The sequence below is a fragment of the Mycobacterium sp. 2YAF39 genome (genome assembly GCF_052114565.1).
Taxonomy (GTDB): domain Bacteria; phylum Actinomycetota; class Actinomycetes; order Mycobacteriales; family Mycobacteriaceae; genus Mycobacterium.
In genome coordinates this window covers 42,223-68,707 of sequence record NZ_JBFREZ010000010.1, presented here as the reverse complement: position 1 = coordinate 68,707, position 26,485 = coordinate 42,223, and the positions used below count along the sequence as shown (strand labels likewise).

Sequence of the window (26,485 nt, the reverse complement as noted above, 5' to 3'; positions counted from 1 at the left end):
AGAAAGTCGCGCTGGCGCGGCGTTAAGCGTAAGTCTATGCTTACCGTTAGTGGCCACTTACGTAGATACGGATCCGTGGGCAGCTCTCGCGGATGGCACGCGACGGGCGATCTTCAAACGCCTCGCCGGCGGCCCGATGGCGGTGGGAGAGCTCGCGCATGAGCTCCCGGTCAGCCGGCCCGCTGTGTCACAACATCTCAAGGTCTTGAAACGCGCCGGACTGGTCCACGACCGTGCAGCGGGAACGCGACGCCTCTATCAGTTGGACCCGAAGGGTGTAGCGGCACTCAGGGCGGAACTGGACGACTTCTGGGACAAGGCGTTCAACGCGTACAAACAGCTCGCCGATGAAGGAGGACAGAACAGTGACATCTGACGTTGAACCGATACGCAAGACCGTCGTCGTGAATGTTGGCCTCGAGCAAGCGTTTGCGCTTTTCGTCCAGAAGTTCAACGCCATCAAGCCGCGTGAGCACAACCTGCTCTCAGTGCCCATCGCCGAGAGTGTTTTCGAGCCGCATGTGGGTGGACACATTTACGACGTTGGCACCGATGGCAGCCGATGCGAATGGGCCCGCGTCCTTGTATACGAGCCGCCATCGCGTGTGGTCTTCTCCTGGGACATCGGTCCGACCTGGCAAGTGGAAGCCGATCCCGCGAAGACAAGCGAGGTCGAAGTGCTCTTCATCGCCGAGTCCAGCGACAGGACCCGCGTCGAGTTGGAGCATCGAGGTCTCGGCCGCCACGGCGAGGGCTGGCGCTCTGTGGCCGATGGAGTCGATGGCGAAGCCGGCTGGCCGCTGTACCTACGCCGCTACGTCGATCTGGCGGTTGCGTCGTGATGACCACCGAGCCGAAGCCGTTGATGAAGATGGCGTACGACGAACGTTGTGATCTCGCCGCATTCCTCCGAACGTTGACACCGCAGCAGTGGAACGCAGCGAGCCTCTGTGAGGGCTGGTCGGTGAAGGACGTGGTCGCACACGTCGTCAGCTACGAAGAACTGGGCGCTCTTGGCTTGATGAAGCGGTTCGCGAAGGGCCTTGTCGTGCGCGCCAACGAGGTTGGCGTCCAAGAGTTCGCATCGTGACCCCCGATGAGTTGATGGACTTCCTCGACCGGCATCTGTGGCCGCAAGGACTCACCTCCGGCTTCGGAGGAATGATCGCGCTGGTCGACGGAACGATCCATCACCAAGACATTCGCCGCTCGCTCGGCCCTTCTCGCGCCGTGCCGACAGATCGCCTGGAGCAAATTCTGCCGCTCGTGCCCGGGAACCCACGATTGGGCGCAGGACGGCGCATCAAGGGGTTACGACTCCAAGCGACCGACGTCTCATGGCAACACGGAGACGGACCCGAGGTGCATGGGACCGGCGAAGCGCTCTTGATGGCGATGAGTGGCCGACGAGATGCGATCGACGAACTCACGGGAGCGGGTCAGCCTGTGCTGGCCGAACGAATCTAGAGACTCTCAATAGATTGTGGAGCTAAGGGGATTCGAACCCCTGACCTTCTCGATGCGAACGAGACGCGCTACCAACTGCGCCATAGCCCCGGATACCGGTAGCACACGCTACCAGCCGCGGCCTGCCGGTCGAAAACCGGCGAGGCTACTGACCCGCGGCGTGCGGAAGGTCGAACTGACGCGCGAACGGGGCGTAGTCCAGGTGCTCGAAGATCGGATCCTCGTCGTCGATCTCCAGCACCGCTGCCCCGGGACGCCGCAGCCGCGAGGGCACCACGTCGAACTCCCTGTCGTCGGTGTTCTCGACCCCGAGCCGGGACCGGGCGATGCGCTGTGCCCGCCGGCGCCGCAGGCGCTCCTCGATACGGGTCTGACGCCGTAGATAGCCCAGGTAGAGCAGCGTCATCGCGCTGACCGCGGCGCTGACCCACCACATGATCGGGCTCAGCGTGTACGCCGCGGCGAGCGAGGCGATCACCAGCACGGACATGACCATCAACATCCGCTTGCGGAACTTGTACTTGCGGACGCCGACCGCCGCGGCGGTCTTCGACTCGTAGCGGCGCTTGCGCGCGGCACTCAGGGAGTCGGCGAGCTCGAGTTCGGAATCCGACGGCGCCTCAAGGCCGGACGAATCGGCCACGTACTCGTACTCGTCGTCGTCGGCCTCATCGAGTTCGGCTTCGTCCTCCACCGGCGGTTCATCGGCCCCTTCAGCGACGGCCTCCTGCTCGGCGGCTTCGCCTTCACCGAAATCCAGTGCCAGCTCGTCGGTTTGACTGTCGATGCGCGCGGACTTGCCGACAGGCAGCGCTCCGGAGGGCTCCTCGATCACGTCCACATCGAGGTACCCGGGATCGTCGTCCTGCTCGACCGCGACCGCGGCGACCCGCACCATCGATCGCCGTGCCGGTTGCTCCTCGACATCGTCGTCGAGGTCGTCCTCGAGGTCTTCGGCGGACGGCCGCCAGTCGGGATCGCTGGCATGACCGGCCGCGGGCGCCTTGCGCCGCAGCAGTCGTGCTCTGCCGTCGTTGAGAACCCGGGTCGCCAATGCGACGTCACTGGTGCGGCGCACTGCGTCTCGTTTGCTGATCAGCATTGGGACGAGCACGAACAGCCAGAGAACGACGAGAGAGATCCACAGGAGGGATTGGGGGATGCTTGGCATGTCGCCGGCTCCTTTCCCCGTTAAGGCTAGGTCTGTGACCTGCGCATCCCCGGACGGCGCGCCGAGACAATTACACACCTGTAATTCGCTTCTTACAAGCACCAACAGTCACATGTGTCACTTTTGTAACAGTTCGGCCTTTATTTGACCTTGCGGGTCACGACCAGGTCGCGTGCCCCCGACGCACCAAAGAGGACGACACCGAGCCGTTGAGCTCCTCGATGGTGATGGCCACCAGCAGATGGTCGCGCCAGGCGCCGTCCACCTCGAGGTAGCGCCGCAGCAACCCCTCCTCGCGGAAGCCGGCCTTTGCCAGCACCGCTCGGCTCGCGGCGTTCTCCGGACGAACCGTCGCCTCGACTCGATGCAGCCGCACGGGACCGAAACAGTGATCCAGCCCCAACGCCAACGCCGCCGTCGCGACACCGCGCCCGATCACATCACTGGCCACCCAGTACCCGATCCACGCGGATCGCAGCGCGCCGTGCGTCACGTTCCCGATCGTCAACTGCCCTGCGAACTGGCCATCAAGGTCAATCACGTACGGCAGCATCCGTCCCTTGCGCGCCTCCGATCGCAGCCCGGAGCACACCGCTGGCCACGACGTAATGGCATGCCGCGCTTCCCAATCCACCCCGTTGGACGGTTCCCACGGCTCCAGGTGAGCCTGATCGGCCAGCCTGATGCGACTCCACTGCGCCCCGTCGCGCAGCCGCACCGGGCGCAGCTTCACGACGCCGGCGGGCACCCGCAACGCTCCGGCAGCCAGTGGCCATCCCGGATGTAGGGAACTGTCACGGAACAGGTTCACGACGGCATGCCCGGCGTCGCTCAGCCGCGCTGGGCAAGGAATGCGACGTCGACGATCTCGCCCGTGCGGATCTGTTCGGCCTCGCTGGGAACGACCACCAAACAGTTTGCCTCGGCCAGTGTCGCGAGCAGATGCGACGGCGCGCCGGGGACACCCCCGAGGGCCTGAACGAGGTACTCACCGGTGTCCTGATCGCGCATCAACTGTCCGCGCAGGAAACCCTTGCGGCCGGCCACCGAGGTGATCGGCGAGAGGGTGCGCGCTTGCACGATTCGTCGGTGCGCCTGCCGCTTACCCAGCGACAGCCGGATCAGCGGACGCACCATCACCTCGAAAACAACCAGCGCGCTGACCGGATTCGCCGGCAGCAAAAACACCGGCACCCCGTCGCGGCCCAGCTGCCCGAAGCCCTGGACGGACCCGGGATGCATCGCGATGCGCGCCACTTCCATCTCGCCGAGCTCCGCAAGCACACCGCGGACCGCCTCGGCAGCCGCCCCGCCGACCGCGCCTGCGATCACCACCGCCTCGGCACGATTGAGCTGACCTTCGACGACGTCGCGCAGCGTCTTGGGGTCCGTGTCGACGATGCCGACACGGTTCACCTCCGCGCCGGCGTCGCGACCCGCAGCGGCCAGCGCATAGGAGTTGACGTCGTAGACCTGCCCATTGCCCGGGGAACGCGAGATGTCGACGAGTTCGCCGCCCACGCACAGCACCGACAGCCGCGGCTTCGGATGCACGAGCACACGGTCTCGTCCGACCGCGGCCAGCAGCCCCACCTGTGCGGGACCGATGATCGCGCCCGCGCGCACCGCCACATCACCGGGTTGAACATCGTCACCCGTTCGGCGCACATAGGCGCCGGAGCGCACACCGCGCAGCACGGTCACCCGAGCATCGCCGCCATCTGTCCATCGCAGGGGAAGCACCGCGTCCGCGAGCGTCGGCATCGGCGCGCCCGTCTGGACCCGCGCGGCCTGGCGCGGTTGCAGCCTGCTCGGAGTGCGCGCGCCCGCCTCGATCGAGCCGATCACCGGCAGGCTCACCTCGCCGTCGGAGCCTGAACCGCCTTCGTCGGACCCGTCCTCGTCACCGGTACCCACGCCGAGCACGTCGACGCTGCGGACCGCGTATCCGTCGATGGCGGCCTGGTCGAATCCCGGCAGCGGGCGTTCGGTGACCACCTCCTCGGCGCACATCAGGCCCTGCGCCTCGGCGATCGCCACCCGGACCGGTCTTGGGGCCACCGCGGCGGCGGCGACCCGAGCCTGCTGCTCCTCAACCGACCGCACTACACGCCTTTCTAGGTGTCAGGGTGATCGCTGCGAGTCAGCAATCGATCAGCCCCAAGCGCTCCACCAACCACCGCCGCAATTCCGGCCCGTAGTCGTCGCGCTCCAACGCAAAGTCAACCGCAGCCTTGAGGTAGCCTCCGGGATTTCCGAGGTCGTGTCGAGAACCGCGATGCACGACGACGTGGACGGGATGCCCCTCGTTGATGAGCAGAGCGATCGCGTCGGTCAACTGGATCTCACCGCCCGCGCCCCGGGGAACCCGTTTGAGCGCGCCGAAGATCGCGCGGTCCAGCACGTAGCGGCCGGCGGCGGCATAAGGCGACGGAGCGTCCTCGGGCTTGGGCTTCTCGAACATGCCCTTGACGCGCATCACGTTCGGGTTGTTGCTGTCAGTGACGGGTTCGACGTCGAAAACGCCGTACGCGCTGATCTCGTCGGGGGGTACCTCGAACGCGCACAGCACCGAACCACCGCGCTTGGCACGGACTTTCGACATCGTCTCCAGCACACCGGTGGGGAGCACGAGGTCGTCGGGCAACAGCACCGCGATGGCGTCGTCCTCGTCCGTCAGCACGGGTTCCACACAACCGACGGCGTGGCCGAGACCCAGCGGTTGCGCCTGGACCACCGATTCGACCTTGATGAGCGCCGTCGCGCGGCGCACTTTCTCCAGCATCACGTGCTTGCCACGTGCTTCCAGCGTGCCCTCGAGGACGAGATCCTCGACGAAGTGGGCGACCACACCGTCCTTGCCCTCGGAGGTGATGATGACGAGCCGTTCGGCACCGGCCTCCGCGGCCTCCGCGGCCACCAGTTCGATGCCCGGTGTGTCCACGACGGGCAACAGTTCCTTCGGCACGGTCTTGGTGGCGGGCAGGAATCGCGTTCCCAAACCTGCGGCGGGGACGACGGCGGTGCGCGGAATCGGTACCTGGAGCCGTGTCATCGTTCACACATTAATGTCCTTGAGTCGGTTAAACCTGCCAAGGTCCGGAGTTTGGAGGGGGTGTGGTGCCGCGATCGAAAGCTCAACTTCGCGCTGAGATGCTCTCTGCCCGCCGAGGGCTGACGCAGGAAGCACACGATCGTGACGCGCAGGCGCTCGTCGACCACCTCTTGGCGCTGGTCACCGATGCCCAAACCGTCTGCGCGCACGTGCCGGTCGGGTCGGAGCCCGGCTCTCTCGAGTTGGTCGACGCACTCCATCGCCGCGGGGTTCGGGTGCTGCTGCCGATCGCTCGAAGTGACACGGCGGGCGTCCCGCAGCCGTTGCAGTGGGGCGAATACCGCCCGGGTGAACTCGTCGAGGCGCCCTACGGTCTGCGCGAGCCAGCTCCACCGTGGCTGGAGACAGACGCCATCGCCGATGCGTCGCTGATCCTGGTGCCCGCACTCGCGGTCGATCGCACCGGCGTCCGGCTGGGCCGGGGAGCGGGCTTCTACGACCGCTCACTTGCACTGGCCGATGCGACGGCGCGCCTGGTCGCCGTCGTGCGCGACGACGAACTCGTCGACCATCTGCCCGCAGAACCGCACGATGTGCGAATGACCCACGCCCTGACCCCGCGCGACGGCCTCGTGGCGCTCGGCTAGGAGTCAGGGACCTCGACTGGCTCGGCGGCCGACTGGCTGACGGGCGGCTGACGGGGCGATCGTCTGAGACGGCGACCGACGGTGTCCGGCAGGCGCCGCACCGTTTCCCATGGGACGAACGCGAGATACAGCACGAGTATCGCAAGGCTGTGGAAGCCCACGCTGAGCGTGACCATGATCGACAGGTGCAGTAGGACGCCGATGCTCAGCACCCAGGGCCGCCACCGCCGGTTCCATACGAGAATCGCAATCGCGAGCTCGATCAATATCGTGCCCCACGTCGCCACGTTGACCAGTATCGCGTTGCCCGTCAGCCACTCCGGCACAGAGAAAAGCGCCCATGTTCGCCACGCATAGGAGGCCGCAGAGCCGTCCACCCATGTTTCACCGGACAGCTTCGCTTGAACATTCACCAGATAAATCAGGGACAGCTGAACCTGCATCAGCCGGATCGGCCACGTCGCGCGGGTCTGCGCCGACCAAAACGATCCGGTCCGTCGCCGCTGATCGAGGGACAGCGCTGCGCCGCAGGAGCACAGCGCCAAGACCATGACCTCGATGCTGACCAACGCATCCCCGCCGTTGAAGACCCAGCGGCTGCGCTGCATGAACGACTGAATCAGCACGAAGACCACGACCGCGGCCAGCCTGCTGTGCCATCCGACGGTCAGCGCGATCGCCGCCAGCAGCAACACGACCCACCCGATCAGCAGTGCATTATCGCTTGTCCAGAATTCGAAGAAGCCCCATTCATAGGCCCAGTGGGTGGGCTGCGGAGCCACACCGTCCTCGCCGAAGAAGTCGTACAGGTCGGGCTGCAACGACAGGGTCCACGCCACCGCCAGCGCACCGGACACCATCCTGACAAGACCCAGCGTGTAGGCGGGTTGAGGGGTGAACCAGAACCCACGCCAACCGTCGATGTACGCAGCGAATCGCGATCGTTGCGGGTGGTCGGACTCCGTCATTGCTGTCCTGTCAGATCTTCCTGGTAAAGGATTTTGGTGGCGGTGGCTTCCCCACCTTCCTCGCCGGGCGGCGGCAGATTCTGCACGCGCAGCACCATCGCGACGGCAACGGCACGTTCGGACGGCCCGGTGGCCTCACGTGCGGCCCAACGCGCGATCCCCGGCCTTATCTCGGGCTTCTTCACCGCAAGGTTCAGCAGCCTCATCCAGTGAGTCGAGGCGAATCCGCCGATGGCGCGGTCATTCGGCTCCACGCTCCACACGCGTACGGCGCCGTCGGCCATCGTGACGTGCACCTCGACGGTTTCGGTTCTCTTGGAGACAGCCGGCGCGAACAGCGCCCAAATCTGGTTGATATGCGCCGCCGACCCAACCGGGCCCACGATCGGTGTGAGGGTGCGCTTGATCGGCGAATCAGGCAGGTTCCAGGCGACCCCGACAACCATCATCAGAATGACCAGCGCACTGATCACAACCTCGCCGAGTCGGGACTCCTCGAATCGCTGCTGCAGTGTTGAAAACTGTCCACCACGCAGACGGAGACTGCGCTTCTCGTCGTCACGACCGTCACGATCAGTCACTACCCAACCTGTCATCCCGGGGCGGAAAATCCAACAAACAATAACTCAAGGACCGCATCGGCTCAGCCCTCGAATGCACTGGAGAAATGACCGGGAATGACGCGGCCCACGTAGCGGTTCTAGCACTTGAGCCGGTAGAGTGCTAAGGAAGTTTGACGATCTCGGAGGTTTTCGTGCCCACGTATTCCTATGCGTGCACCGAATGCGGCAATCGGTTCGATGAGGTGCAGTCGTTCAGCGACGATGCGCTGACGACCTGCCCCAAGTGCAGCGGTCGGCTGCGCAAGCTGTTCGGCAACGTGGGAGTGGTCTTCAAGGGCAGCGGCTTCTATCGCAACGACAGCCGAGAGGCGGCCAAGAGTTCATCGTCGGCATCGTCGTCGGCGTCGTCGAACGGTTCCTCCGGCGGCTCGGAGTCCTCGAGCTCGTCATCGGACAAGTCCGACAAGTCCGCCTCCACATCAGAGAAGCCATCCTCGAGTTCGTCGAGCGACTCGAGCTCCAGCTCGTCCAGTTCGACATCCACCGCCGCCGCCTCGAAGTAGTTATCCACAGGCGCGGGCTCGGCCCACGCCATCGCACTCGTGTGCTGCCTAGTTTGGCGGTATGGGGGAATCGCTCAATCCGTCGGCGTTGAACCGGATCGTTGACCGTCTGCGCCCCGACTGGTCGCGCACGGTGGCCGCGCGACGGGTCGCCGCCGGTGCCCTCGTCGTTCTGGCCGCGGTCGCGGCGCTACGTCCCGACCCCGCATACGAACGGACCGACGTCATCGTCGCCGCACGGGATCTGGCGCCGGGCATCGAGCTCGGATCCGACGATGTCCGCGTCGAAACCCACACGGCAACAACGGTTCCCGACGGCGCACAGACAGATCTCACAAAAGTGGTCGGCGCGACGCTGGCTGGTCCGGCCCGTCGCGGCGAGACCCTGACCGATGTCCGGCTACTCAGCCCCAGACTTGCCGGTTCGGCGGCGGGGCCCAATGCGCGCATCGTTCCGCTACACCTCGACGACACGGCGCTACTGGATCTGATCCGACCGGGCGATGTGGTCGACGTGCTCGGCTCCGGCGCCGGCGCGGGCGTGGGTTCCGACGCGGAGCCTCGAGTCGTGGCGACCGATGCGGTGGTGGTTCTGGTGTCGCAGAAGCCGACCGGAGCGGGCAGCGGAGGCGACCGGGTGGTGCTCGTTGCCCTGCCCGCTTACGAGGCCAACGAGGTGGCAGGCGCGGCGCTGGTGCAGAGCGTCACCCTCACCTTTCACTGAACGGATCAGGGGTGGGGTGCGGGCGACGGCGTTGTGGCCGGGGCCAGCGGTGAATCGTGCTCGATCGCGTCCAGGACCATGTCGGCCAACTCCTCTGTGGTCGACCCGGGCTGGGCGGGTCCCGGTGGAGGCGGCGGAACCGGTTGAGCGTGGGCCGAACTCGTCGAGACCGCCGAAATGCCGATGAGCACTCCGACTGCCACCGCGAACAGCCACCGCATAGCGATCCCTCCCAAAGTTGCTTGGTGCACAGCGAACTGGCATCTCCACGCAAGCTAGCACCGACCTTCGCGTGCTGCAGCGCCGCCGCGACTAACGTCGGATGTCTGTCAGATTGCGGACCCGCAGGAAGGAATGTGCGCGCATGTTGAAGGGTTTCAAGGAGTTTCTCGCCCGGGGCAATATCGTCGACCTCTCGATCGCGGTGGTCATCGGCACCGCGTTCACGGCTCTGGTCACCAAGTTCACCGACACCATCATCCAGCCGCTCATCAATCGGGTGGGCGCGGGCAGCGGCTCCGACTACGGCATCCTGCGGATCGGGATCGGCGGTGACCAGACCATCGATCTGAACGTACTGCTCTCGGCGGCCATCAATTTCGCCCTCGTCGCCGCAGTCGTCTACTTCCTGGTCGTGGTGCCCTACAACAGATTGCGCAAGAAGGGTGAAGTCGAGCAGGCCCAGGACACCGAGCTGACGTTACTCACCGAGATCCGCAACCTCCTGGCCGATACACCGGGGCGCGACACCGACACCGCGGAGACCACAAGCAACGACAAGACCTGAGCACACGCAAAAAGGGGTCCCCCGGATATTTCCGGGGGACCCGCTTTTTGCCTGGGAGAGGCGTTAGTTCATGTTCCAGGGCTCGCCGTAGGTGGTGACGCTGTCACCAGCCGACGAGATGAGCCGAGCGAACGGGCGCAGCAACACGCCACCGGCAGCGCCGGTCACCGTGCCGTGAGCGTTCGACACCGCCACACCACCGGCAGCGCCGGCGACGTCCACCGAGAAGGTGGCGACTTCCTGGATACCGGGACCATTACCGAGGTCCGCCGAAATCGACACACCGGGGAACAGGTTCGGGGTAATGATCGAGCCCAGCGGAGCGAAGCCGGAACCGACCAAACCGGCCGTCGCTGTGCCCACACTCAGGTCCGGGAAGATCGACGCGTCGTCGAGCAGGATGTTGGGGGTGGTGTAACTGAAGTTGATGCCAACACCCAGCGACCACGGGAAGCCGATCTGGTAGCCCAGCTCCAAGGTGCCCTCGAACTCATCGGCACCCGGTCCGGCCACGATGAACTTGGCGCGGCCGCTGTGGAACCATTCGCGAGTCAGCCGGTTGCGGTCCAAGGGGAACACACCGTTCAGGAAGGTGTCCCACTGCTGGATGGTCAGCGTCCGGTCTTGGCCGTCAACGAGGCTCAGCTCGTTATCCAGCCCTGCGTGAGAGGTGCCAGTGCTCACGAACAGTGACGCGATGGCGGCGACCATCGCAATCAGCACCCGACTGAATACCTTCATGTTCTCCCTAGCTATGTCGACAGCGAGCCGAGGGGGGCTCACTGTGTTCTGTTGTTCGTGCCTGGCACTACAGCGCTACTGCAACACGACGGAGGAGTCTCATGTGATGCAAATGAGAGACCTCACATGCGGCTCTTACGTCTCACTCATCGTTGACACGAGGAACATAACGGTCGGGCATCACCCCGGCAACGCGAGAATCGCAATTGGTCACTGAAGCGTTACCAGACCTGCAACTTTGCTCACTCCCGTCACGCGGCTGATGAGTGCTCAGACACCACCGCACAGCACATCCGGTCGTAGGTTTCACGCAGCCGCGCCAGCGCTTGGGGCCGGTTACAACGCAGGACACAAGGCTACCCGTACCAGGGACAAAACCGCAGCTCACTGATGGTGCGGTGGGGTGTTCTCCTGTAGCCAGCGGTCGCGCTCGGAGTCATCTGGAAGCGAATCGTCGCGGTCGTCCGGAGACCTCGGCAACAGTGCGTCGCCGAAAATCTCGTTAACTGTTTCGCGCGAATGGTTCGGCCGTTCGACCATCTCTCCCCCTAAACGTGACGAAGATCACATTCTCGGTTTGAGGCCTCACAGCTTCGTCTTAAATGTCGAGGCTCGAAAGCTGCCCGATGACCTGAATAGCGAGCGGACTTAGCGTCGCCATACCGTCGCGCACCGCGGCGCGGGAGCCAGCGAGGTTCACGACCAGCGTGCTGCCGGAGATTCCGGCCAGGCCGCGCGAAACGCCTGCGTCGACGATGCCGGCGTTCAATCCCGATGCCCGCAGGGCTTCTGAGATGCCGAGCAGTTCGCGATCAAGCAGATCAACGGTCGCTTCGGGGGTGACGTCACGTGGGGTGACACCCGTCCCGCCGACCGATACGACCAGGTCGACGCCGCCGATCACGGCGGTGTTCAGCGCATTGCGGATCTCGACCTCGTCGGCGGACACGACGACTACGCCGTCCACGACAAAACCCGTCTCACCGAGCAGTTCGGTGACCAGCGGACCACTGTGGTCCTCCTCGTCACCATGTGCGGTGCGGTCGTCGACGACGACGACCAGTGCGCGGCCCACCAACTCCCCTGGCTGTTCCATGACGCCAACCGTATATCCGGTCAGGGACAGCGGCGCAGCCACTCTCAGCGTCGGCGATTCGGACGTCGCCGTCGGCCTCACTGCTGCGCCTTCCCGAGGGTGACCTCCACGGTCTGCGGCTTACCCGCGGTGTCGAGGTAGGTCAGGGTCAGCTTGTCGCCGGGGGCCCTCGATCGCACCGCCGCGACCAGCGCGTCGGCACTGTTGATCACCCGGTCGTCGACCTTGGTCACGACAACGCCGCTGGGAAGGCCCGCCGCCGCGGCGGCACCACCGCCGGTCACCTCCACGATTCGCGCGCCGTCGGTGGTCGCGTCGTTGCCGACCTGCACACCCAGCGAGGCGTGCGACGCACTGCCGTCGTTGATCAGTTCGTCCGCGATTCGCTTGGCCTGGTCCACCGGAATGGCAAAGCCGAGCCCGATCGAACCGCCCTGCGCCGCCTGCCCGTCGGAGTCGCCGCCGAGCGTCGCGATGGCCGAGTTGATGCCGACGAGCTCACCGTTCATGTTGACCAGCGCTCCGCCGGAGTTACCGGGATTGATGGCCGCGTCGGTCTGGACCGCATCGAGCACGGTGTTCTGGTTCTTGACGTCACCACCCGCTGCGACCGGGCGGTTCAGCGCGCTGATGATGCCGGTGGTCACGGTGCCCTCGAGCCCGAGGGGCGAGCCGACCGCCACGACGTCCTGGCCCACCCGCAGATTGGCCGACGAGCCGATCGTGATCGGGGTCAGCCCCGTCACGCCCTTGGCGCGCACCACCGCGATGTCGCTGCTCGGGTCGGTTCCGACCACGGTGAACGGTGTGCTGCGGCCGTCGGCGAACGTCACCTTGGTCTGCGCGTCGCCTCCACCGCCCGGCGCCGGCGGTGCACCAGGTGCGGGCGGACCGCCCGATCCGCCCTGGGCCGCCGACACGACGTGGTTGTTCGTCAAGATCAGGCCGTCGGACGACAGGATGACCCCGGAGCCCTCCTCGGATTGCCTGCCGAGGTCCACCTCGAGCTTGACGACGCTGGGCACGACCTTCGCCGCGACCTGCTCGACCGAGCCGGCAGGCAGGCTGGCAACGGGCATCCCCGGAGCGGCGCCGTTGATGCTGGGCGTGGCCGAGGGCCGGTCGGGCTGGGCGAGCAGCGCAACTCCCCCGCCGATACCCGCGGACACGATGGCCAACGCGAGCGCCCCGGCCGTGAAAGCGCCTGCGCGAGAACGTTTCTGAGGCGGGGGCATAAGTACCTGCGGATAACGCGCGGTCGCAGGAGATGCGGGCGCACCACGATACGGGTCATAGGGCGCGCGGAACGGCTGCTGCTGCTGTTGGGTCTGGTATCGCCAGTCGTAGGACTGCTGGAACGGATCCGGCCGCTGCGCACCGGGATACCCGGGTGCCGCGTTCTCAGGAACGCCAGGCCGACGACCTGGTGGTGGTGGCGGCGGCGAATACCTCGGGTGGTTGGTCATATCGCTGCGGTGCTCTTCCTGTTGTGGTCCGACATCAAAGAACAACGACGTTCGCACTGTCAAAGTTGCCTAAGCGGGCTGAGAATCCACTTAGAGAACTTTCGGGACATACACAGACTTGCTTCCCCGCAGCGCGCCCAGGCTAACCATTGTCGGCTCTGACCACGGGCAAGTCCACGCCCGCGGCCGCGTGTCGCTCGGACTCGCCGAGTAGCGGCCTGCCGGGCAAAACCATGTGTATCGCCGTGCCTGGCGGCTCTCCGCCCGGAACGGCGTACTCCACTCGCAGCGCGCCGCCGTGTTTCAGCACAACCTGTTTCACGATCGCCAGGCCGAGACCTGAACCCGGCATCGCACGCGCGGAGGCCGAGCGGAAGAACCGTTCGAAGACGAAGCGACGTTCCTCGGGCGGAATACCGGGACCCTGATCGGCCACCACGAGCTCGGCGTGCCCCTGGTCGATCTGGGTCAACCGCACGCCGACCCGCCCGCCGGTCGGACTCCATTTGGCGGCGTTGTCCAGCACATTGAGCACCGCGCGGCCCAGGCCGGTGCCGTCGCCGAAGACCTGCCACGGCGTCATATCCACATCGAACTCAATGTCGTTGCGGCGACGGCGAACTCGTTCCAGCGAGCGGTCGACGATCTCGCTGACGTCGACGGGCTCGTGAATGACGACACCGGCCTCGTCGCGGGTCAGGTCGACCAGATCGCCGACGAGAGTGGACAGCTCTTCGATCTGGGCGATGACGTCTTCCCGCAGGCCCGCCATCTCCTCCTGGGGCAGTCCCGGGGCGCCGGGGGCCATCGATGCCATCAGCAGTTCGACATTGGTACGCAACGACGTCAGCGGTGTGCGCAACTCGTGCCCGGCGTCGGTCACGAGTCGCGTTTGTCGCTCGCGCGATTCGGCCAATGCGCGCAGCATCATGTTGAAAGCCTCGGTGAGACGGGCGAGTTCGTCGCTGCCGTACACCGGGATTGGGCGTAGATCATCGGTGCGGGCCACCCGCTCCGCCGCCTGGGTGAGCCGCGCCACCGGTCGAAGGCCCGCGCGGGCGACAGCGCCGCCGGCCATGGCGGCCACCAGCACACCGAGGCCGCCGACGATCAGCAGGACGGTGCCCAACCGCTTGAGCAACTTGTCGGTTGGCACCAGGCTCTTGGAAATCAGCAACGAACTGCCGTTGGACAGATGCAGGGCAAGCACCCGCTGTTGGTCGACCGACCGCTTCGACATCCACAGGTCGCCGCGAATGACCGCCTTCTCGGGATCACCCAGCGGCAGCGTCTGCCCCTCCTGGTTCGCGGTGAATATCGAGCGGCCGGGATTCACCAGCATCGCGTTGACATCGGAGTAGGCGGTGCCCTCGATCGCCTTGCCGGGATCGGTGGTCAACGAGCCGCTGTCGATCAGCAGTGTGGCGCGGCTGTGCAATTGGTTGTCCATGTCGTCGTACAGCGCACGAGAGACGACGGCGTACACGGCCACCGCCATCAATACGACCACCATCGCGACCATCGACATCGCGAGCAGCATCACGCGCCAGCGCAGCGACAATGAGCTGGCCGCAGGCTGCGCCGTCAGTGCATACGGCCCAGACCGCGGCGAGTACTTCTGAGCTGGCATCAGGGAGGGGTCTCGCGCAACACATAACCCACCCCGCGCACGGTGTGGATCAGTCGCTGCTCTCCTTCCGCCTCCGTCTTGCGGCGGAGGTATCCGACGTACACCTCGAGGGCGTTGCCGGAGGTCGGAAAGTCGAAGCCCCAGACCTCTTCGAGGATGCGGCTGCGGGTGAGCACCCGTCGCGGATTCGCGATGAGCATCTCGAGAAGGGCGAACTCGGTGCGGGTCAGGCTGATCGAACGTTGACCGCGGGTCACCTCGCGGGTGACGGGGTCGAGGGACAGGTCGGAGAAGGTCATCGCGGGCGAGTCCGCGCCGTCATCGGGCGAGGTGCGCCGCAGCAGTGCGCGCATGCGGGCGAGCAGTTCCTCGAGTGCGAACGGCTTCGGCAGATAGTCGTCGGCGCCCGCGTCCAACCCGGCGACACGTTCGGAGACCGAATCGCGCGCGGTCAGCACGAGGATGGGCAGATCGTCACCGGTGCTGCGCAGCTGGCGGCACACCTCGAGGCCGTCCAGCCGCGGCATCATTACGTCAAGCACGAGTGCGTCGGGGCGATCGCTGGCGATCAGGTCGAGGGCTTCGAGACCGTCCTGCGCCAACTCGACCGAGTAGCCGTTGAACGAGAGCGATCGACGCAGTGATTCGCGCACAGCGCGATCATCGTCAACGACAAGTATGCGCACAGGCACAGTGTCATCCCACTGTCTGAGAGCGACCTGAGAGGCGCGCCGATATCGCGTTACGCGAAGTGGGGGCCGAGATCAGCGGCGGTCGAGGTCGATCAGGCCGAGGCGCGCAGCCTTGAGCAGGCGACGCGGCACCTTGTGCTGCTGGCCCGCGACCGTCACACCCACGAGCTCGGTGCGCTTGGCCTTCCACTGCGAACGCCGGCTACGGGTATTCGCACGAGACATCCGGCGCTTGGGGACAGCCATGATCGAGATTCTCCTTGTTGAGAGGTACTACCGGTGATGAAGTATGCGCCACGCGGGGTGTTCAGGCGTCAGCGATTGCCCTTCAGGATAGCCGGTGACTGTATAGCCTCCAAAACGGCGAATTGCGTGCGCTCAGGAGCGGTGAGCGCGCCAAAACGCACACAACCCCTGTGTGACGCGGGACCGACGGTATCGGCTAACCTACCGGTTGGTTGGGAAGCCAATGAAAGGGAGTCTGCGTGGCCTCTTCTTCTGGTTCTTCTGGTTCCCCCGGCTCGGTCCGTATCGGCAATTACTCGGGCTTCTACGGTGACCGGGTCGCGGCGATGCGGGAGATGCTCACCGGCGGCGACCTGGACTACCTCACCGGCGACTATCTCGCCGAACTCACCATGCTGATCCTGGCGCGCGATCGCGCCAAGTCGCCCGACCGCGGCTACGCCAAGACCTTCCTGATCCAGCTCGAGGAGTGCCTTGGCCTCGCGCTCGATCGCGGCGTGCGCATCGTCGCGAACGCGGGCGGGCTCAATCCCGCCGGATTGGCACAGGCGGTGCGGGGGCTGGCGGACCGGCTCGGATTGAACGTGCGGGTGGCCCACGTCGAAGGCGACGACCTGCTGCCGCGAGCCTCGGAGTTCGGCTTCGCCGGAGCCGCAGCGGCGGCGACATCGGGCGGAGGCACACCGCTGGCCGCCAACGCCTACCTGGGCGCCTGGGGCATCGTCGACTGCCTGAACTCGGGCGCGGACATCGTCGTCACCGGCCGGGTCACCGACGCTTCGGTCATCGTCGGCCCCGCAGCCGCCCACCACGGCTGGGGTCGCACCGACTATGACCGGCTCGCGGGCGCGATCGCCGCCGGCCACGTCATCGAATGCGGTGCGCAGGCCACCGGAGGCAACTTCGCGTTCTTCACTGAAATCGCCGATCTCACGTATCCGGGCTTCCCGCTCGCCGAGATCCACGCCGACGGGTCGTCGGTGATCACCAAACATCCCGGCACCGGCGGTGCGGTCACCGTCGACACCGTCACCGCACAGCTGCTCTACGAGATCACCGGCGCGCGCTACGCCAATCCAGACGCGACGCTGCGGGTCGACACGATAGCGCTGTCCGACGACGGGCCCGACCGCGTTCGGATCAGCGGGGTCAAGGGCGAGCCGCCCCCCTCGACGTTGAAGGTGTCGCTCAACAGCATCGGCGGATTCCGCAACGAGATGACCCTGGTGCTCACCGGATTGGACATCGAGGCGAAGGCCGCGCTGGTACGCAAGCAGCTCGAAAGCACACTGACCGTCAAGCCGGCCGAGATGCAATGGACGCTGGCGCGCACCGACCACGCGGACGCCGACACCGAAGAAGCGGCCAGCGCACTGCTGCGCTGCGTGGTGCGCGATCCGGATCCCGCCAATGTCGGGCGTCAGTTCTCCTCGGCCGCAGTCGAACTCGCGTTGGCCAGCTACCCGGGCTTCACCAGCACCACGCCACCGGGAGACGGTCAGGTGTACGGCGTGTTCGCGCCCGCCTTCGTGCCCGGCGCCGACGTCAACCATGTCGCCGTGCACGCCGACGGTGGCCGCACCGACATTCCCGCCGCCGCAGAGACCATGGAGCTGGCGGAGGTCGCTGCACCGACGCTGCCTGACCCATTGCCGACCGGCCCGACACGGCGCGTTCCACTGGGGACGATCGCGGGTGCGCGGAGCGGCGACAAGGGCGGCAGCGCCAACGTCGGAGTGTGGGTGCGCACCGACGACCAGTGGAGCTGGCTCGCGCACGCGCTGACCGTCGAAAAACTTCGCGAATTACTTCCTGAGACAACCGATCTGCCGGTCACCCGCCACGTGCTGCCCCACCTGCGCGCGGTCAACTTCGTCATCGAGGGCATCCTCGGTCAGGGCGTGGCCTATCAGGCGCGGTTCGATCCGCAGGCCAAAGGGCTGGGCGAATGGCTGCGCAGCCGAACCGTCGACATACCTGAGGAGCTGTTGGGTTGAGCATCTGGCACACCCCGGAACGGGAACAACTGCGAAAGACGGTGCGAACGTTCGCAGAACGCGAGGTCCTGCCCCATGTCGAGGAGTGGGAGCGCACCGGCGAGCTGCCGCGCGAACTGCATCGCAAAGCCGGCGACGCGGGCTTACTGGGGGCGGGCCTGCCCGAAGCGGTCGGTGGTGGCGGCGGTGACGGCGCGGACGCGGTGGTCATCTGCGAGGAAATGCACTACGCCGGCTCACCCGGCGGCGTCTTCGCCTCGCTGTTCACATGCGGCATCTCCGTACCGCACATGATCGCCTCCGGCGACGCGCGGCTGATCGACACCTACGTGCGGCCGACGCTGCGCGGCGATCTGATCGGAAGCCTTGCCATCACCGAACCCGGCGGCGGGTCGGATGTCGGGCACCTGACCACCCGCGCCGTGCGCGACGGCGACGACTACATCATCAACGGTGCGAAGACCTACATCACCTCCGGTGTCCGGGCCGACTACGTCGTGACCGCAGCGCGCACGGGAGGCCCTGGCGCGGGAGGTGTTTCGCTGATCGTGGTCGACAAGGGCACACCGGGGTTCGAGGTCACCCGCAAGCTGGACAAGATGGGCTGGCGCTCCAGCGACACCGCCGAACTGTCCTACACCGACGTCCGGGTGCCCGCAGCCAACCTGATCGGCGCCGAGAACAGCGGCTTCCTTCAAATCGCAGGCGCATTCGTCTCCGAGCGCGTCGGTCTGGCCGCACAGGCCTACGCGAGCGCACAACGTTGCCTCGACCTGGCCGTCGAGTGGTGCCGCAACCGCGAGACGTTCGGCAAGCCGCTGATCGCACGTCAAGAGGTTCAGAACACGCTCGCCGAGATGGCGCGACGGGTCGACGTCGCGCGGGTCTACACGCACAACATCGTCGATCGGCAGCTCGCGGGTGAGACGAACCTGATCACCGAGGTGTGCTTCGCCAAGAACACCGCCGTCGAGTCGGGTGAATGGGTGGCCAACAAGGCCGTTCAGCTCTTCGGCGGGATGGGGTACATGTCGGAATCCGAGGTGGAACGGCAGTATCGCGACATGCGCATCCTCGGTATCGGTGGCGGTACGACGGAGATCCTCACCAGCCTTGCGGCGAAAACCCTTGGGTTCCAGTCATGACCGCGCTGAAGTCGACCATCGATCCCAGGTCGGCGGCGTTCTCCGAGGCCGCCGACGTGATGACCGCCAAGCTCGCCGAACTCGACACCGAACACGCCAAGGCGCTGGCCGGCGGGGGCGAGAAGTACGTCAAACGTCATCATGACCGCGGAAAGATGACGGCGCGCGAACGCATCGAAATGCTGCTCGACGCCGACTCGCCCTTTCTGGAACTGAGCCCACTCGCCGCGTGGGGCAGCGACTTCGCGGTCGGCGCGAGTGTGGTGACGGGCATCGGCGCAATCGAAGGTGTCGAGTGCATGCTCGTGGCCCACGATCCGACCGTCAAAGGTGGCACCACCAACCCGTGGACGCTGAAGAAGATGTTGCGGGCCAACTACATCGCGCTGCAGAACCGCCTGCCTGTGATCTCGCTGGTCGAGTCGGGGGGTGCCGACCTTCCGACACAGAAGGAGATCTTCATCCCCGGTGGTCAGGGTTTCCGTGACCTCACCCGCCTGTCCGCGGCGGGTATTCCGACCATCGCGCTCGTCTTCGGCAACTCGACAGCGGGCGGCGCCTACATCCCCGGCATGTCCGATCACATCGTGATGGTCAAGGACCGCTCCAAGGTGTTCCTGGCCGGACCGCCACTGGTGAAGATGGCCACCGGCGAGGAGTCCGACGACGAATCCCTCGGCGGCGCCGAGATGCATGCCCGCACTTCGGGACTCGCCGACTACTTCGCTGTCGACGAACTCGACGCCATTCGTATCGGGCGCCGTATCGTGGCCCGGCTGAACTGGCGGAAGCAGGGACCACCACCCGGCCCGGTCACCGAACCGCTGTTCGATGCCAACGAGCTGGTCGGCATCGTGCCCGCCGATCTGCGCATCCCTTTCGATCCACGCGACGTCATCGCCCGTATCGTCGACGGCTCGGACTTCGACGAGTTCAAGGGGTTGTACGGTTCGTCGCTGGTGACCGGCTGGGCCACTCTGTACGGCTATCCGATCGGCATCCTCGCCAACCACCGCGGAGTGTTGTTCTCCGAGGAGTCTCAGAAGGCCACTCAGTTCATCCAGCTGGCCAACCGGTCCAACACGCCGCTTCTCTTCCTGCACAACACCACCGGCTACATGGTGGGCAAAAAGTACGAAGAAGGCGGCATGATCAAGCACGGCTCGATGATGATCAACGCCGTCTCGAACTCGACCGTGCCGCATCTGTCCCTGCTGATCGGTGCCTCCTACGGAGCCGGCCACTACGGCATGTGCGGCCGCGCCTACGATCCGCGTTTCTTGTTCTCCTGGCCGAGTGCCAAGTCCGCGGTGATGGGCGGTGCGCAACTGGCGGGCGTGCTGTCGATCGTCAGCCGGGCGGCCGCCGAGGCCCGCGGCCAGGCTGTCGACGAGGACGCCGACGCCGCATTGCGGGCAGCGGTCGAGGGCCAGATCGAGGCCGAGTCCCTGCCGATGGTGCTGTCGGGGATGCTCTACGACGACGGGGTGATCGACCCCCGTGACACCCGCACGGTGTTGGGAATGTGTCTGTCCGCCATCGCCAATGGCCCGATCGAGGGGACGTCGAACTTCGGCGTCTTCAGGATGTGACGCGATGATCACTCGAGTGCTGGTCGCCAACCGCGGCGAGATCGCGCGCCGCGTCTTCGCCACCTGCCGACGTCTCGGCATCGGCACGGTCGCCGTATACACCGATCCCGACGCGACGTCCCCCCATGTCAGCGAGGCCGATGCCCGGGTGCGGCTCGAGGGCACCCGCGGTTATCTGGACGCAGCTCAGGTGATCGCCGCTGCGCGTGCCGCAGGCGCCGACGCGATCCATCCCGGCTACGGGTTCCTTTCGGAGAACCCCGAATTCGCCGCTGCGGTCATCGACGCCGGGCTCACGTGGATCGGTCCGCCGGTCGCCGCGGTCACCGCGATGGGCCCCAAGATCGAGGCGAAGAAGATGGTCGCGGCAGCGGGGGTGCCGGTGCTCGAGGAATTCGACCCCGAGACCGTTACCGCGGACGCGTTGCCGGTGTTGATCAAGGCGTCGGCGGGAGGCGGCGGCCGTGGGATGCGGATCGTCGACGACTTATCCGCCCTGCCGGACCAAGTGGAGGCCGCACGCCGAGAAGCGCAGTCGGCCTTCGGCGATCCGACGGTGTTCTGCGAGCGCTACCTGGCGACCGGACATCATGTCGAGGTCCAGGTGATGGCCGACCAGCACGGCACCGTGTGGGCGGTGGGCGAACGCGAATGCTCCATCCAGCGGCGCCACCAGAAGATCATCGAAGAGGCACCCTCACCGCTGGTCGAACGCAATAAAGGCATGCGCGCCAAGCTGTTCGAGTCTGCGCGGCTGGCAGCGCAGACCATCGGATACACCGGCGCGGGCACCGTCGAATTCATGGCCGACGAGGAAGGCGGCTTCTTCTTCCTCGAAATGAACACCCGCCTCCAGGTCGAACATCCGGTCACCGAGGCCACTACCGGTCTGGACCTCGTCGAGTTACAACTGCACGTCGCCGACGGTGGACGCCTGCGAGCCGAACCCCCACCCTCGCGCGGATCCTCCATCGAGGCCAGGGTTTACGCCGAAGACCCCGCCAAGGGCTGGCAGCCGCAGGCGGGCACGGTGCACCGATTCGACGTACCTGCCCATACCGAATTCGATCCGGACGTACAGGGTGTGCGCGTCGACACCGGTGTCGTGGCCGGCTCGGAAGTATCGATCTTCTACGACCCGATGCTCGCCAAGGTCATCTCGTGGGCGCCGACGCGACGCCAGGCCGCAGCCATCCTGGCCGATGCGCTCTACCGCACCCGACTGCACGGAGTCCGGACCAATCGTGATCTGTTGGTCAACGTGCTTCGACATGCCGCGTTCCTCGACGGCGCCACCGATACGGCGTTCTTCGACACTCATGGACTGGACCAGCTGGCCACCCCGCTGGCCGACGCTCGCGCCGTCGCGCTGTCCTCGGTCGCCGCGGCACTCGCCGACGCTGCGCAGAACCGTGATAGCGCAACGGTGTTCGCCGCCGCGCCAAGCGGTTGGCGCAATCTGGGGTCGGGATTCCAGACGAAGTCCTACGGCGACGCCGCCGGTGACGAACATGAGGTGCGCTACCGGTTCACCCGTACCGGTGTGCAGTTTCCCGACAACGACGACGTCACCGTCGTGTCGGCCACCCCCGACCGCGTCGTGCTGTCGGTCCAGGGTGTGGAACGCCCCTTCGACATCGCCAGATACTCGACGGACGTGTTCGTCGACTCGCCGCTGGGCCCCGTGCATCTTGTCGCGTTGCCCCGCTTCGGTGATCCCGATGCCGCCATCGCCCAGGGGTCGCTGCTGGCGCCCATGCCGGGGTCGGTGCTGCGGATCGGCGCCGCGGTGGGCGACTCGGTGACCGCCGGACAGCCGCTGGTGTGGCTGGAGGCGATGAAGATGGAGCACACCGTGACCGCGCCCGGCGACGGAATCCTCGCCGAACTCAACGTAGAGGTCGGCCAGCAGGTCGACGTCGGCGCCGTACTCGCCCGAGTGGACAACCCCGGAGGTAACGCATGAGCAGTTTCATAGAGACCGAAGAACAGCAGGCGCTGCGCAAGGCCGTCGCCGCAATGTCGGCCAACTATGGCGAGAAGTACTACCTGGAGAAGGCCCGCGCAGGTGAGCACACCACCGAGTTATGGAGCGAGGCGGGCAAACTCGGATTCATCGGGGTGAACCTGCCCGAGGAGTACGGCGGCGGTGGCGCAGGCATGTACGAGCTGTCACTGGTCATGGAGGAGATGGCCGCCGGCGGCTGTGCGCTGCTGCTGATGGTGGTCTCCCCCGCGATCAACGGGACGATCATTTCGAAGTTCGGCACCGACGAGCAGAAGAAGCGGTGGATACCGGGCATCGCCGACGGTTCGATCACCATGGCGTTCGCGATCACCGAACCCGACGCCGGATCGAACAGTCACCGGATCACCACGACCGCGCGGCGGGACGGCAGCGATTGGATCCTGTCGGGCCAGAAGGTGTACATCTCCGGCGTCGATCAGGCGCAGGCAGTGTTGGTCGTCGGTCGCACCGAAGAGGCCAAAACGGGCAACCTGCGTCCTGCGCTGTTCGTCGTACCCACCGACACCCCGGGCATGTCGTGGACCAAGATCGACATGGAGATCGTCAGTCCCGAGAACCAGTTCCAGCTGTTCCTTGACGAGGTGCGGCTGCCCGCCGATGCGCTCGTCGGCTCCGAAGACGCCGCGATCGCACAGCTGTTCGCCGGACTCAACCCGGAGCGCATCATGGGTGCCGCCAGCGCAGTGGGCATGGGCCGCTTCGCGATCAACAAAGCCACCGAGTACGTCAAGACGCGCCAGGTCTGGAAGACACCCATCGGTGCGCATCAGGGGCTGTCACATCCATTGGCGCAGAACCACATCGAGATCGAGCTGGCGAAGCTGATGATGCAGAAGGCGGCGACCCTGTACGACCTCGGCGACGACGGCGGCGCAGCGGAGGCCGCCAACATGGCGAAATACGCTGCCGGTGAGGCATCCGTCCGGGCGGTCGACCAGGCTGTGCAGAGCCTCGGTGGCAATGGCCTGACCAAGGAATACGGCATCGCCTCGGTTCTGACGGCATCACGGTTGGCCCGCATCGCACCGGTCAGCCGCGAGATGATCCTCAATTTCGTCGCGCAGACCTCGCTGGGTCTGCCACGCTCGTACTGATGAGCGAACTCGTCCGCTACACCGTCGACGGCAGCGTCGCACGTCTGACGCTGGACTCGCCCGGCAACCGCAACGCCCTGTCGACCGCACTGGTCGAGCAGCTGCATCAGGGGCTGACCGATGCGACGGAGCAGGCCGGGGTCCGGGTGGTGGTGCTTGGCCATACCGGCGGAACCTTCTGCGCAGGAGCCGATCTCGCGCAAGCATCCGCCGGAGCCGATCCCGCCGACGTCGCCGCCGACCGGGCACGCGAACTGACCCGGCTGCTGCGCCGGATCCTCGAGCTTCCGATGCCGGTCATCGCGGCGATCGACGGGCACGTCCGCGCGGGCGGGCTGGGGCTGGTCGGGGCATGCGACATCGTGGTGGCGGGCCAGTCGAGCACATTCGCACTGACCGAGGCGCGCATCGGCGTTGCACCGTCGATCATTTCGCTGACCCTGCTGCCGAAGATGACCACCCGCGCTGCGGGTCGGTACTTCGTGACCGGCGAGAAGTTCGGCGCCGAAGAAGCGGCGGCCGTCGGCCTGATCACGATCGCCGCCGACGACGTCGACGCGACTGTCGCGAGCCTGACCGCTGATATCGGCAAGGCCTCGCCGCAGGGGCTGGCCGCATCGAAAGCGCTGACGACCGCACCACTGCTGGCGGCGTTCGACCGGGACGCCGAGACGCTGACCCGGCAGTCCGCCGAGTTGTTCGTCTCCGAACAGGCACGGGAAGGCATGCTGGCGTTCCTCGAGAAGCGTCAGCCGAACTGGGCGATCCCCGAGTCCTAGGCTGACGACATGACGACGCGCGTCCTGGTCACCGGGGCAACCGGCACATTGGGCAGTCAGGTGTTGCCTGCCGCGCTGGCCGCAGGACATCACGTCTGTGCGCTGAGCCGTCGGGACCGGACCGACGACTCCGCAGTGCACTGGCGGCGCGGCGACCTGCTCTCAGGCGCCGGGATCGATGAGGCGCTCGACGGGGCGGACGTGATCGTCAACTGCGCAACGCAGCCGACTCGCGACAAGGACGTCGCCTCGATGCACAACCTCACCGCAGCGGCGCGACGCGCAGGCGTTCGCCATCTCGTGCACGTGTCGATCGTCGGCATCGATCGAATCCCGTTGCCCTACTACCAAACCAAACTTCGCGTCGAGGAGGCACTCGCCGGCGCCGGAGTCGGTCACACGGTGCTGCGCGCCACACAGTTCCACGATCTGATCCGCACCAGCTTCTCGATGCAGCGGTACTCCCCCGTGTTGTGGGCAATACGCGACGTACGTTTCCAGCCGATCGACACCGGCGACGTCGCGAGCCGACTCGTCGAGTTGATCGACTCCGATCCCGCAGGCCGGGTGCCGGACATCGGCGGGCCGACGGTGCAGACGCACGCGGAGTTGGCGCGGATATTTCTGGCCGCGCACAGAGGCCGTCGCAAGGTGGTTGCCGTACCCGTACCGGGACGCACCATCGCCGGCTACCGGACAGGTGCGAATCTCGCGCCGACGAACCCCGTCGGCACGGTCGGGTTCGCCGATTACCTAGCCACCGTGGAATAAAGTTTGCTCGTCTAGATGATTCGCCGGCACCGATAGGACCACAGTTTGGCCCACAGCCTTGCATGTGCCAGCGTTCGTCGTAGGCTCGTCAGTGATGAGCGCCTGCGTGAAGAACAGATGGCCGGGATGAGCACTCCAGCGTCCCGCAGCGGTTCCAAGCGCGCTGCTGACACCGACCGGATTCAGATGGCGCAGTTGCTCACGGATGCAGCCGCGCAAGGCCGGTTGCCGCTGAGCGAATACGAAGCACGCCTGACCAGGGCCTACGCCGCGGAGACGTACGACGAGCTCGACCGACTGTCCGCCGATCTGCCCGGCGCTGCCTCGCGGGGCCCCAGCGGCGGGCCTGTTCGACCTGCACCGTCGACGATGCTGCTGGCGATCATGAGCGGCTTCGAGAGGCGTGGCCGCTGGAACGTACCCAGGCGGATGACGACGTTTGCTCTTTTCGGCGGCGGCGTGGTGGATCTGCGGTACGCCGACTTCACGTCGCCGGACGTCGAGATTCGCTCCTATTCGATCTTCGGCGGGCAGACCATCCTGGTACCGCCCGAGGTCAACGTGGACCTGCGCGGCGTCGGGGTGATGGGAAACTTCGACCACAGCGTGAGCGGCGACGGGTCACCGGGCGCACCGTGCGTGCACATCCGCGGGTTCTCGCTGTGGGGCAGCGTCGGCGTCAAGCGCAAGCAGCGCAAGAGCGGCTGACTACATCCGGCGGCGGTCGAACTACGTTCCGAAGACGAAGCTTCCGGCTGGGCTGAGGACGAATCCGGTCTGGTCGATGCTGTTCGTGCACAACGTCGCGACACCGTCAGTGCCGCAGCTCACCGTGCGAAAGGACAGCCGGGTGTTCGGCGCCAACGGCTTGGCGCCTTCGGTCACGCCGTACAGCGGGCGATCAGAGTTTGCGAAACCGGGTCCACCGACGGGACCCGCACTCACCAAGTTGGCGCCGCCCGGCGCTGCGGGGATCGGTCCGCTGCAGCCATATCCGCCCGTCTGGCGGTCCAGCACGCAGGTCAGGCCATTGGGTGCGCTGAAGGCGTACCAGGCGCCGTCGTTAACCGAATACTCCGACGGCTTCGGCGCCAGTGCAAAGCCGTTGACGTTGGGAGGGCCGGGGGCCGGCTCGGGATCCGCCATGGCTGTCGCCGGGACGCCCATCGCCGCGACGATTCCAGCCATTCCGATGCCCGTCAGCAGTCTGCTCAGCACGCCGAAACCCTACATGGGCCGAACAGGGCACGCAGAAGTTGCGC

Annotated in this window: 28 protein-coding genes, 1 tRNA gene and 1 pseudogene; 15 read left to right on the top strand and 15 right to left on the bottom strand. The window is 66.1% G+C overall.

Going from position 1 to position 26,485, the window contains the following annotated elements; genetic code table 11:
- Positions 1-49: 49 nt before the first annotated feature.
- The 3 genes and pseudogenes from AB4Z42_RS24260 to AB4Z42_RS24250 all read left to right on the top strand — a co-directional run bounded on the left by AB4Z42_RS24260 (position 50) and on the right by AB4Z42_RS24250 (position 1,467).
- Entirely contained in the window at positions 50-376 is a 327-nt protein-coding gene (locus AB4Z42_RS24260; protein WP_442011780.1) for an ArsR/SmtB family transcription factor, read from the top strand.
- Complete coding sequence (locus AB4Z42_RS24255) at positions 366-842, top strand: SRPBCC family protein (RefSeq protein WP_442011779.1); 477 nt, start codon at positions 366-368, stop codon at positions 840-842. The genes AB4Z42_RS24260 and AB4Z42_RS24255 overlap by 11 nt, the downstream gene beginning before the upstream one ends.
- A pseudogene (locus tag AB4Z42_RS24250) lies at positions 842-1,467 on the top strand (maleylpyruvate isomerase family mycothiol-dependent enzyme). The gene AB4Z42_RS24255 and the pseudogene AB4Z42_RS24250 overlap by 1 nt, the downstream one beginning before the upstream one ends.
- A 17-nt stretch (positions 1,468-1,484) precedes the next feature.
- Here the strand turns inward: AB4Z42_RS24250 and AB4Z42_RS24245 are convergent.
- The 5 genes from AB4Z42_RS24245 to AB4Z42_RS24225 all read right to left on the bottom strand — a co-directional run bounded on the left by AB4Z42_RS24245 (position 1,485) and on the right by AB4Z42_RS24225 (position 5,693).
- Positions 1,485-1,557 (bottom strand) — tRNA-Ala (locus tag AB4Z42_RS24245).
- A gap of 55 nt (positions 1,558-1,612) precedes the next feature.
- Positions 1,613-2,638 (bottom strand): divisome protein SepX/GlpR, encoded by a 1,026-nt coding sequence (gene sepX, locus AB4Z42_RS24240; RefSeq protein ID WP_442011778.1) that lies wholly within the window; start codon positions 2,636-2,638, stop codon positions 1,613-1,615.
- 157 nt (positions 2,639-2,795) lie between these two features.
- Positions 2,796-3,449 carry a GNAT family N-acetyltransferase gene (locus tag AB4Z42_RS24235; RefSeq protein ID WP_442011777.1) on the bottom strand — a complete coding sequence of 218 codons (654 nt, stop codon included), beginning with the start codon at positions 3,447-3,449 and terminating at the stop codon, positions 2,796-2,798.
- Positions 3,450-3,469: 20 nt separating this feature from the next.
- Positions 3,470-4,744 carry a molybdotransferase-like divisome protein Glp gene (gene glp / locus AB4Z42_RS24230; protein WP_442011776.1) on the bottom strand — a complete coding sequence of 425 codons (1,275 nt, stop codon included), beginning with the start codon at positions 4,742-4,744 and terminating at the stop codon, positions 3,470-3,472.
- Positions 4,745-4,781: 37 nt separating this feature from the next.
- Complete coding sequence (locus tag AB4Z42_RS24225) at positions 4,782-5,693, bottom strand: UTP--glucose-1-phosphate uridylyltransferase (protein WP_442011775.1); 912 nt, start codon at positions 5,691-5,693, stop codon at positions 4,782-4,784.
- 62 nt (positions 5,694-5,755) lie between these two features.
- On the opposite strand from AB4Z42_RS24225, the gene AB4Z42_RS24220 reads away from it, so the two are divergent.
- Entirely contained in the window at positions 5,756-6,340 is a 585-nt protein-coding gene (locus AB4Z42_RS24220) for a 5-formyltetrahydrofolate cyclo-ligase (RefSeq protein WP_442011774.1), read from the top strand.
- Here the strand turns inward: AB4Z42_RS24220 and AB4Z42_RS24215 are convergent.
- Both AB4Z42_RS24215 and AB4Z42_RS24210 read right to left on the bottom strand, forming a co-directional pair.
- On the bottom strand, positions 6,337-7,308 hold the full coding sequence (locus AB4Z42_RS24215; RefSeq protein ID WP_442011773.1) for an HTTM domain-containing protein: 972 nt from the start codon (positions 7,306-7,308) through the stop codon (positions 6,337-6,339). The genes AB4Z42_RS24220 and AB4Z42_RS24215 overlap by 4 nt on opposite strands.
- A complete protein-coding gene (locus tag AB4Z42_RS24210) occupies positions 7,305-7,889 on the bottom strand; it encodes a hypothetical protein (RefSeq protein WP_442011772.1) in 585 nt (194 codons plus the stop codon). Before AB4Z42_RS24210 ends, AB4Z42_RS24215 begins: the two co-directional genes overlap by 4 nt.
- Before the next feature lie 173 nt (positions 7,890-8,062).
- On the opposite strand from AB4Z42_RS24210, the gene AB4Z42_RS24205 reads away from it, so the two are divergent.
- Both AB4Z42_RS24205 and AB4Z42_RS24200 read left to right on the top strand, forming a co-directional pair.
- Entirely contained in the window at positions 8,063-8,434 is a 372-nt protein-coding gene (locus tag AB4Z42_RS24205) for an FmdB family zinc ribbon protein (RefSeq protein ID WP_442011875.1), read from the top strand.
- 61 nt (positions 8,435-8,495) lie between these two features.
- Entirely contained in the window at positions 8,496-9,158 is a 663-nt protein-coding gene (locus tag AB4Z42_RS24200) for an SAF domain-containing protein (protein WP_442011771.1), read from the top strand.
- Positions 9,159-9,163: 5 nt separating this feature from the next.
- On the opposite strand, the gene AB4Z42_RS24195 is transcribed toward AB4Z42_RS24200, so the two are convergent.
- Positions 9,164-9,379 (bottom strand): hypothetical protein, encoded by a 216-nt coding sequence (locus tag AB4Z42_RS24195; RefSeq protein ID WP_442011770.1) that lies wholly within the window; start codon positions 9,377-9,379, stop codon positions 9,164-9,166.
- 143 nt (positions 9,380-9,522) lie between these two features.
- On the opposite strand from AB4Z42_RS24195, the gene mscL reads away from it, so the two are divergent.
- A complete protein-coding gene (mscL, locus tag AB4Z42_RS24190; protein WP_442011769.1) occupies positions 9,523-9,945 on the top strand; it encodes a large-conductance mechanosensitive channel protein MscL in 423 nt (140 codons plus the stop codon).
- A gap of 63 nt (positions 9,946-10,008) precedes the next feature.
- On the opposite strand, the gene AB4Z42_RS24185 is transcribed toward mscL, so the two are convergent.
- The 6 genes from AB4Z42_RS24185 to rpmF form a co-directional block, all read right to left on the bottom strand.
- Positions 10,009-10,686, bottom strand: a complete 678-nt coding sequence (locus AB4Z42_RS24185) for an MspA family porin (RefSeq protein WP_442011768.1) — start codon at positions 10,684-10,686, stop codon at positions 10,009-10,011.
- A gap of 598 nt (positions 10,687-11,284) precedes the next feature.
- On the bottom strand, positions 11,285-11,830 hold the full coding sequence (locus AB4Z42_RS24180) for a MogA/MoaB family molybdenum cofactor biosynthesis protein (protein ID WP_442011874.1): 546 nt from the start codon (positions 11,828-11,830) through the stop codon (positions 11,285-11,287).
- Between the two features lie 29 nt (positions 11,831-11,859).
- Positions 11,860-13,248 (bottom strand): trypsin-like peptidase domain-containing protein, encoded by a 1,389-nt coding sequence (locus AB4Z42_RS24175; RefSeq protein ID WP_442011767.1) that lies wholly within the window; start codon positions 13,246-13,248, stop codon positions 11,860-11,862.
- A 142-nt stretch (positions 13,249-13,390) separates the two neighbouring features.
- Positions 13,391-14,878 carry an ATP-binding protein gene (locus AB4Z42_RS24170; protein WP_442011766.1) on the bottom strand — a complete coding sequence of 496 codons (1,488 nt, stop codon included), beginning with the start codon at positions 14,876-14,878 and terminating at the stop codon, positions 13,391-13,393.
- Positions 14,878-15,564 carry a response regulator transcription factor gene (locus AB4Z42_RS24165; RefSeq protein WP_442011765.1) on the bottom strand — a complete coding sequence of 229 codons (687 nt, stop codon included), beginning with the start codon at positions 15,562-15,564 and terminating at the stop codon, positions 14,878-14,880. Before AB4Z42_RS24165 ends, AB4Z42_RS24170 begins: the two co-directional genes overlap by 1 nt.
- A gap of 78 nt (positions 15,565-15,642) precedes the next feature.
- Positions 15,643-15,816 (bottom strand): 50S ribosomal protein L32, encoded by a 174-nt coding sequence (gene rpmF, locus AB4Z42_RS24160; RefSeq protein ID WP_066978450.1) that lies wholly within the window; start codon positions 15,814-15,816, stop codon positions 15,643-15,645.
- Between the two features lie 239 nt (positions 15,817-16,055).
- On the opposite strand from rpmF, the gene AB4Z42_RS24155 reads away from it, so the two are divergent.
- The 8 genes from AB4Z42_RS24155 (at position 16,056) to AB4Z42_RS24120 (ending at position 25,931) form a co-directional block, all read left to right on the top strand.
- Positions 16,056-17,813 (top strand): acyclic terpene utilization AtuA family protein, encoded by a 1,758-nt coding sequence (locus AB4Z42_RS24155; RefSeq protein WP_442011764.1) that lies wholly within the window; start codon positions 16,056-16,058, stop codon positions 17,811-17,813.
- A complete protein-coding gene (locus AB4Z42_RS24150; RefSeq protein ID WP_442011763.1) occupies positions 17,810-18,958 on the top strand; it encodes an acyl-CoA dehydrogenase family protein in 1,149 nt (382 codons plus the stop codon). The genes AB4Z42_RS24155 and AB4Z42_RS24150 overlap by 4 nt, the downstream gene beginning before the upstream one ends.
- Positions 18,955-20,550, top strand: a complete 1,596-nt coding sequence (locus AB4Z42_RS24145; RefSeq protein WP_442011762.1) for an acyl-CoA carboxylase subunit beta — start codon at positions 18,955-18,957, stop codon at positions 20,548-20,550. The genes AB4Z42_RS24150 and AB4Z42_RS24145 overlap by 4 nt, the downstream gene beginning before the upstream one ends.
- Before the next feature lie 4 nt (positions 20,551-20,554).
- The gene (locus tag AB4Z42_RS24140) at positions 20,555-22,516 is read left to right on the top strand and encodes an acetyl/propionyl/methylcrotonyl-CoA carboxylase subunit alpha (RefSeq protein ID WP_442011761.1); all 1,962 of its coding nucleotides are present in this window, start codon (positions 20,555-20,557) and stop codon (positions 22,514-22,516) included.
- Complete coding sequence (locus AB4Z42_RS24135) at positions 22,513-23,673, top strand: acyl-CoA dehydrogenase family protein (RefSeq protein WP_442011760.1); 1,161 nt, start codon at positions 22,513-22,515, stop codon at positions 23,671-23,673. Before AB4Z42_RS24140 ends, AB4Z42_RS24135 begins: the two co-directional genes overlap by 4 nt.
- Positions 23,673-24,452, top strand: a complete 780-nt coding sequence (locus AB4Z42_RS24130; protein WP_442011759.1) for an enoyl-CoA hydratase family protein — start codon at positions 23,673-23,675, stop codon at positions 24,450-24,452. Before AB4Z42_RS24135 ends, AB4Z42_RS24130 begins: the two co-directional genes overlap by 1 nt.
- A 9-nt stretch (positions 24,453-24,461) precedes the next feature.
- The gene (locus tag AB4Z42_RS24125; protein ID WP_442011758.1) at positions 24,462-25,223 is read left to right on the top strand and encodes an SDR family oxidoreductase; all 762 of its coding nucleotides are present in this window, start codon (positions 24,462-24,464) and stop codon (positions 25,221-25,223) included.
- Between the two features lie 126 nt (positions 25,224-25,349).
- Complete coding sequence (locus AB4Z42_RS24120; RefSeq protein WP_442011757.1) at positions 25,350-25,931, top strand: DUF1707 SHOCT-like domain-containing protein; 582 nt, start codon at positions 25,350-25,352, stop codon at positions 25,929-25,931.
- Between the two features lie 21 nt (positions 25,932-25,952).
- On the opposite strand, the gene AB4Z42_RS24115 is transcribed toward AB4Z42_RS24120, so the two are convergent.
- Positions 25,953-26,441: a hypothetical protein gene (locus AB4Z42_RS24115; RefSeq protein WP_442011756.1), complete on the bottom strand. Its 489-nt coding sequence runs from the start codon at positions 26,439-26,441 to the stop codon at positions 25,953-25,955.
- Between the last annotated feature and the right edge of the window lie 44 nt (positions 26,442-26,485).

What these genes read in the sequence shown, in the direction of transcription:
- AB4Z42_RS24170 (WP_442011766.1), bottom strand. Translation starts at nt 14,878, where the DNA reads ATGCCAGCTCAGAAGTACTCGCCGCGGTCTGGGCCGTATGCACTGACG.
- AB4Z42_RS24185 (WP_442011768.1), bottom strand. Translation starts at nt 10,686, where the DNA reads ATGAAGGTATTCAGTCGGGTGCTGATTGCGATGGTCGCCGCCATCGCG.
- AB4Z42_RS24130 (WP_442011759.1), top strand. Translation starts at nt 23,673, where the DNA reads ATGAGCGAACTCGTCCGCTACACCGTCGACGGCAGCGTCGCACGTCTG.
- AB4Z42_RS24135 (WP_442011760.1), top strand. Translation starts at nt 22,513, where the DNA reads ATGAGCAGTTTCATAGAGACCGAAGAACAGCAGGCGCTGCGCAAGGCC.
- AB4Z42_RS24225 (WP_442011775.1), bottom strand. Translation starts at nt 5,693, where the DNA reads ATGACACGGCTCCAGGTACCGATTCCGCGCACCGCCGTCGTCCCCGCC.
- rpmF (WP_066978450.1), bottom strand. Translation starts at nt 15,816, where the DNA reads ATGGCTGTCCCCAAGCGCCGGATGTCTCGTGCGAATACCCGTAGCCGG.
- AB4Z42_RS24195 (WP_442011770.1), bottom strand. Translation starts at nt 9,379, where the DNA reads ATGCGGTGGCTGTTCGCGGTGGCAGTCGGAGTGCTCATCGGCATTTCG.
- AB4Z42_RS24125 (WP_442011758.1), top strand. Translation starts at nt 24,462, where the DNA reads ATGACGACGCGCGTCCTGGTCACCGGGGCAACCGGCACATTGGGCAGT.
- sepX (WP_442011778.1), bottom strand. Translation starts at nt 2,638, where the DNA reads ATGCCAAGCATCCCCCAATCCCTCCTGTGGATCTCTCTCGTCGTTCTC.
- AB4Z42_RS24175 (WP_442011767.1), bottom strand. Translation starts at nt 13,248, where the DNA reads ATGACCAACCACCCGAGGTATTCGCCGCCGCCACCACCACCAGGTCGT.
- AB4Z42_RS24145 (WP_442011762.1), top strand. Translation starts at nt 18,955, where the DNA reads ATGACCGCGCTGAAGTCGACCATCGATCCCAGGTCGGCGGCGTTCTCC.
- mscL (WP_442011769.1), top strand. Translation starts at nt 9,523, where the DNA reads ATGTTGAAGGGTTTCAAGGAGTTTCTCGCCCGGGGCAATATCGTCGAC.
- AB4Z42_RS24120 (WP_442011757.1), top strand. Translation starts at nt 25,350, where the DNA reads ATGAGCACTCCAGCGTCCCGCAGCGGTTCCAAGCGCGCTGCTGACACC.
- AB4Z42_RS24215 (WP_442011773.1), bottom strand. Translation starts at nt 7,308, where the DNA reads ATGACGGAGTCCGACCACCCGCAACGATCGCGATTCGCTGCGTACATC.
- AB4Z42_RS24140 (WP_442011761.1), top strand. Translation starts at nt 20,555, where the DNA reads ATGATCACTCGAGTGCTGGTCGCCAACCGCGGCGAGATCGCGCGCCGC.
- AB4Z42_RS24200 (WP_442011771.1), top strand. Translation starts at nt 8,496, where the DNA reads ATGGGGGAATCGCTCAATCCGTCGGCGTTGAACCGGATCGTTGACCGT.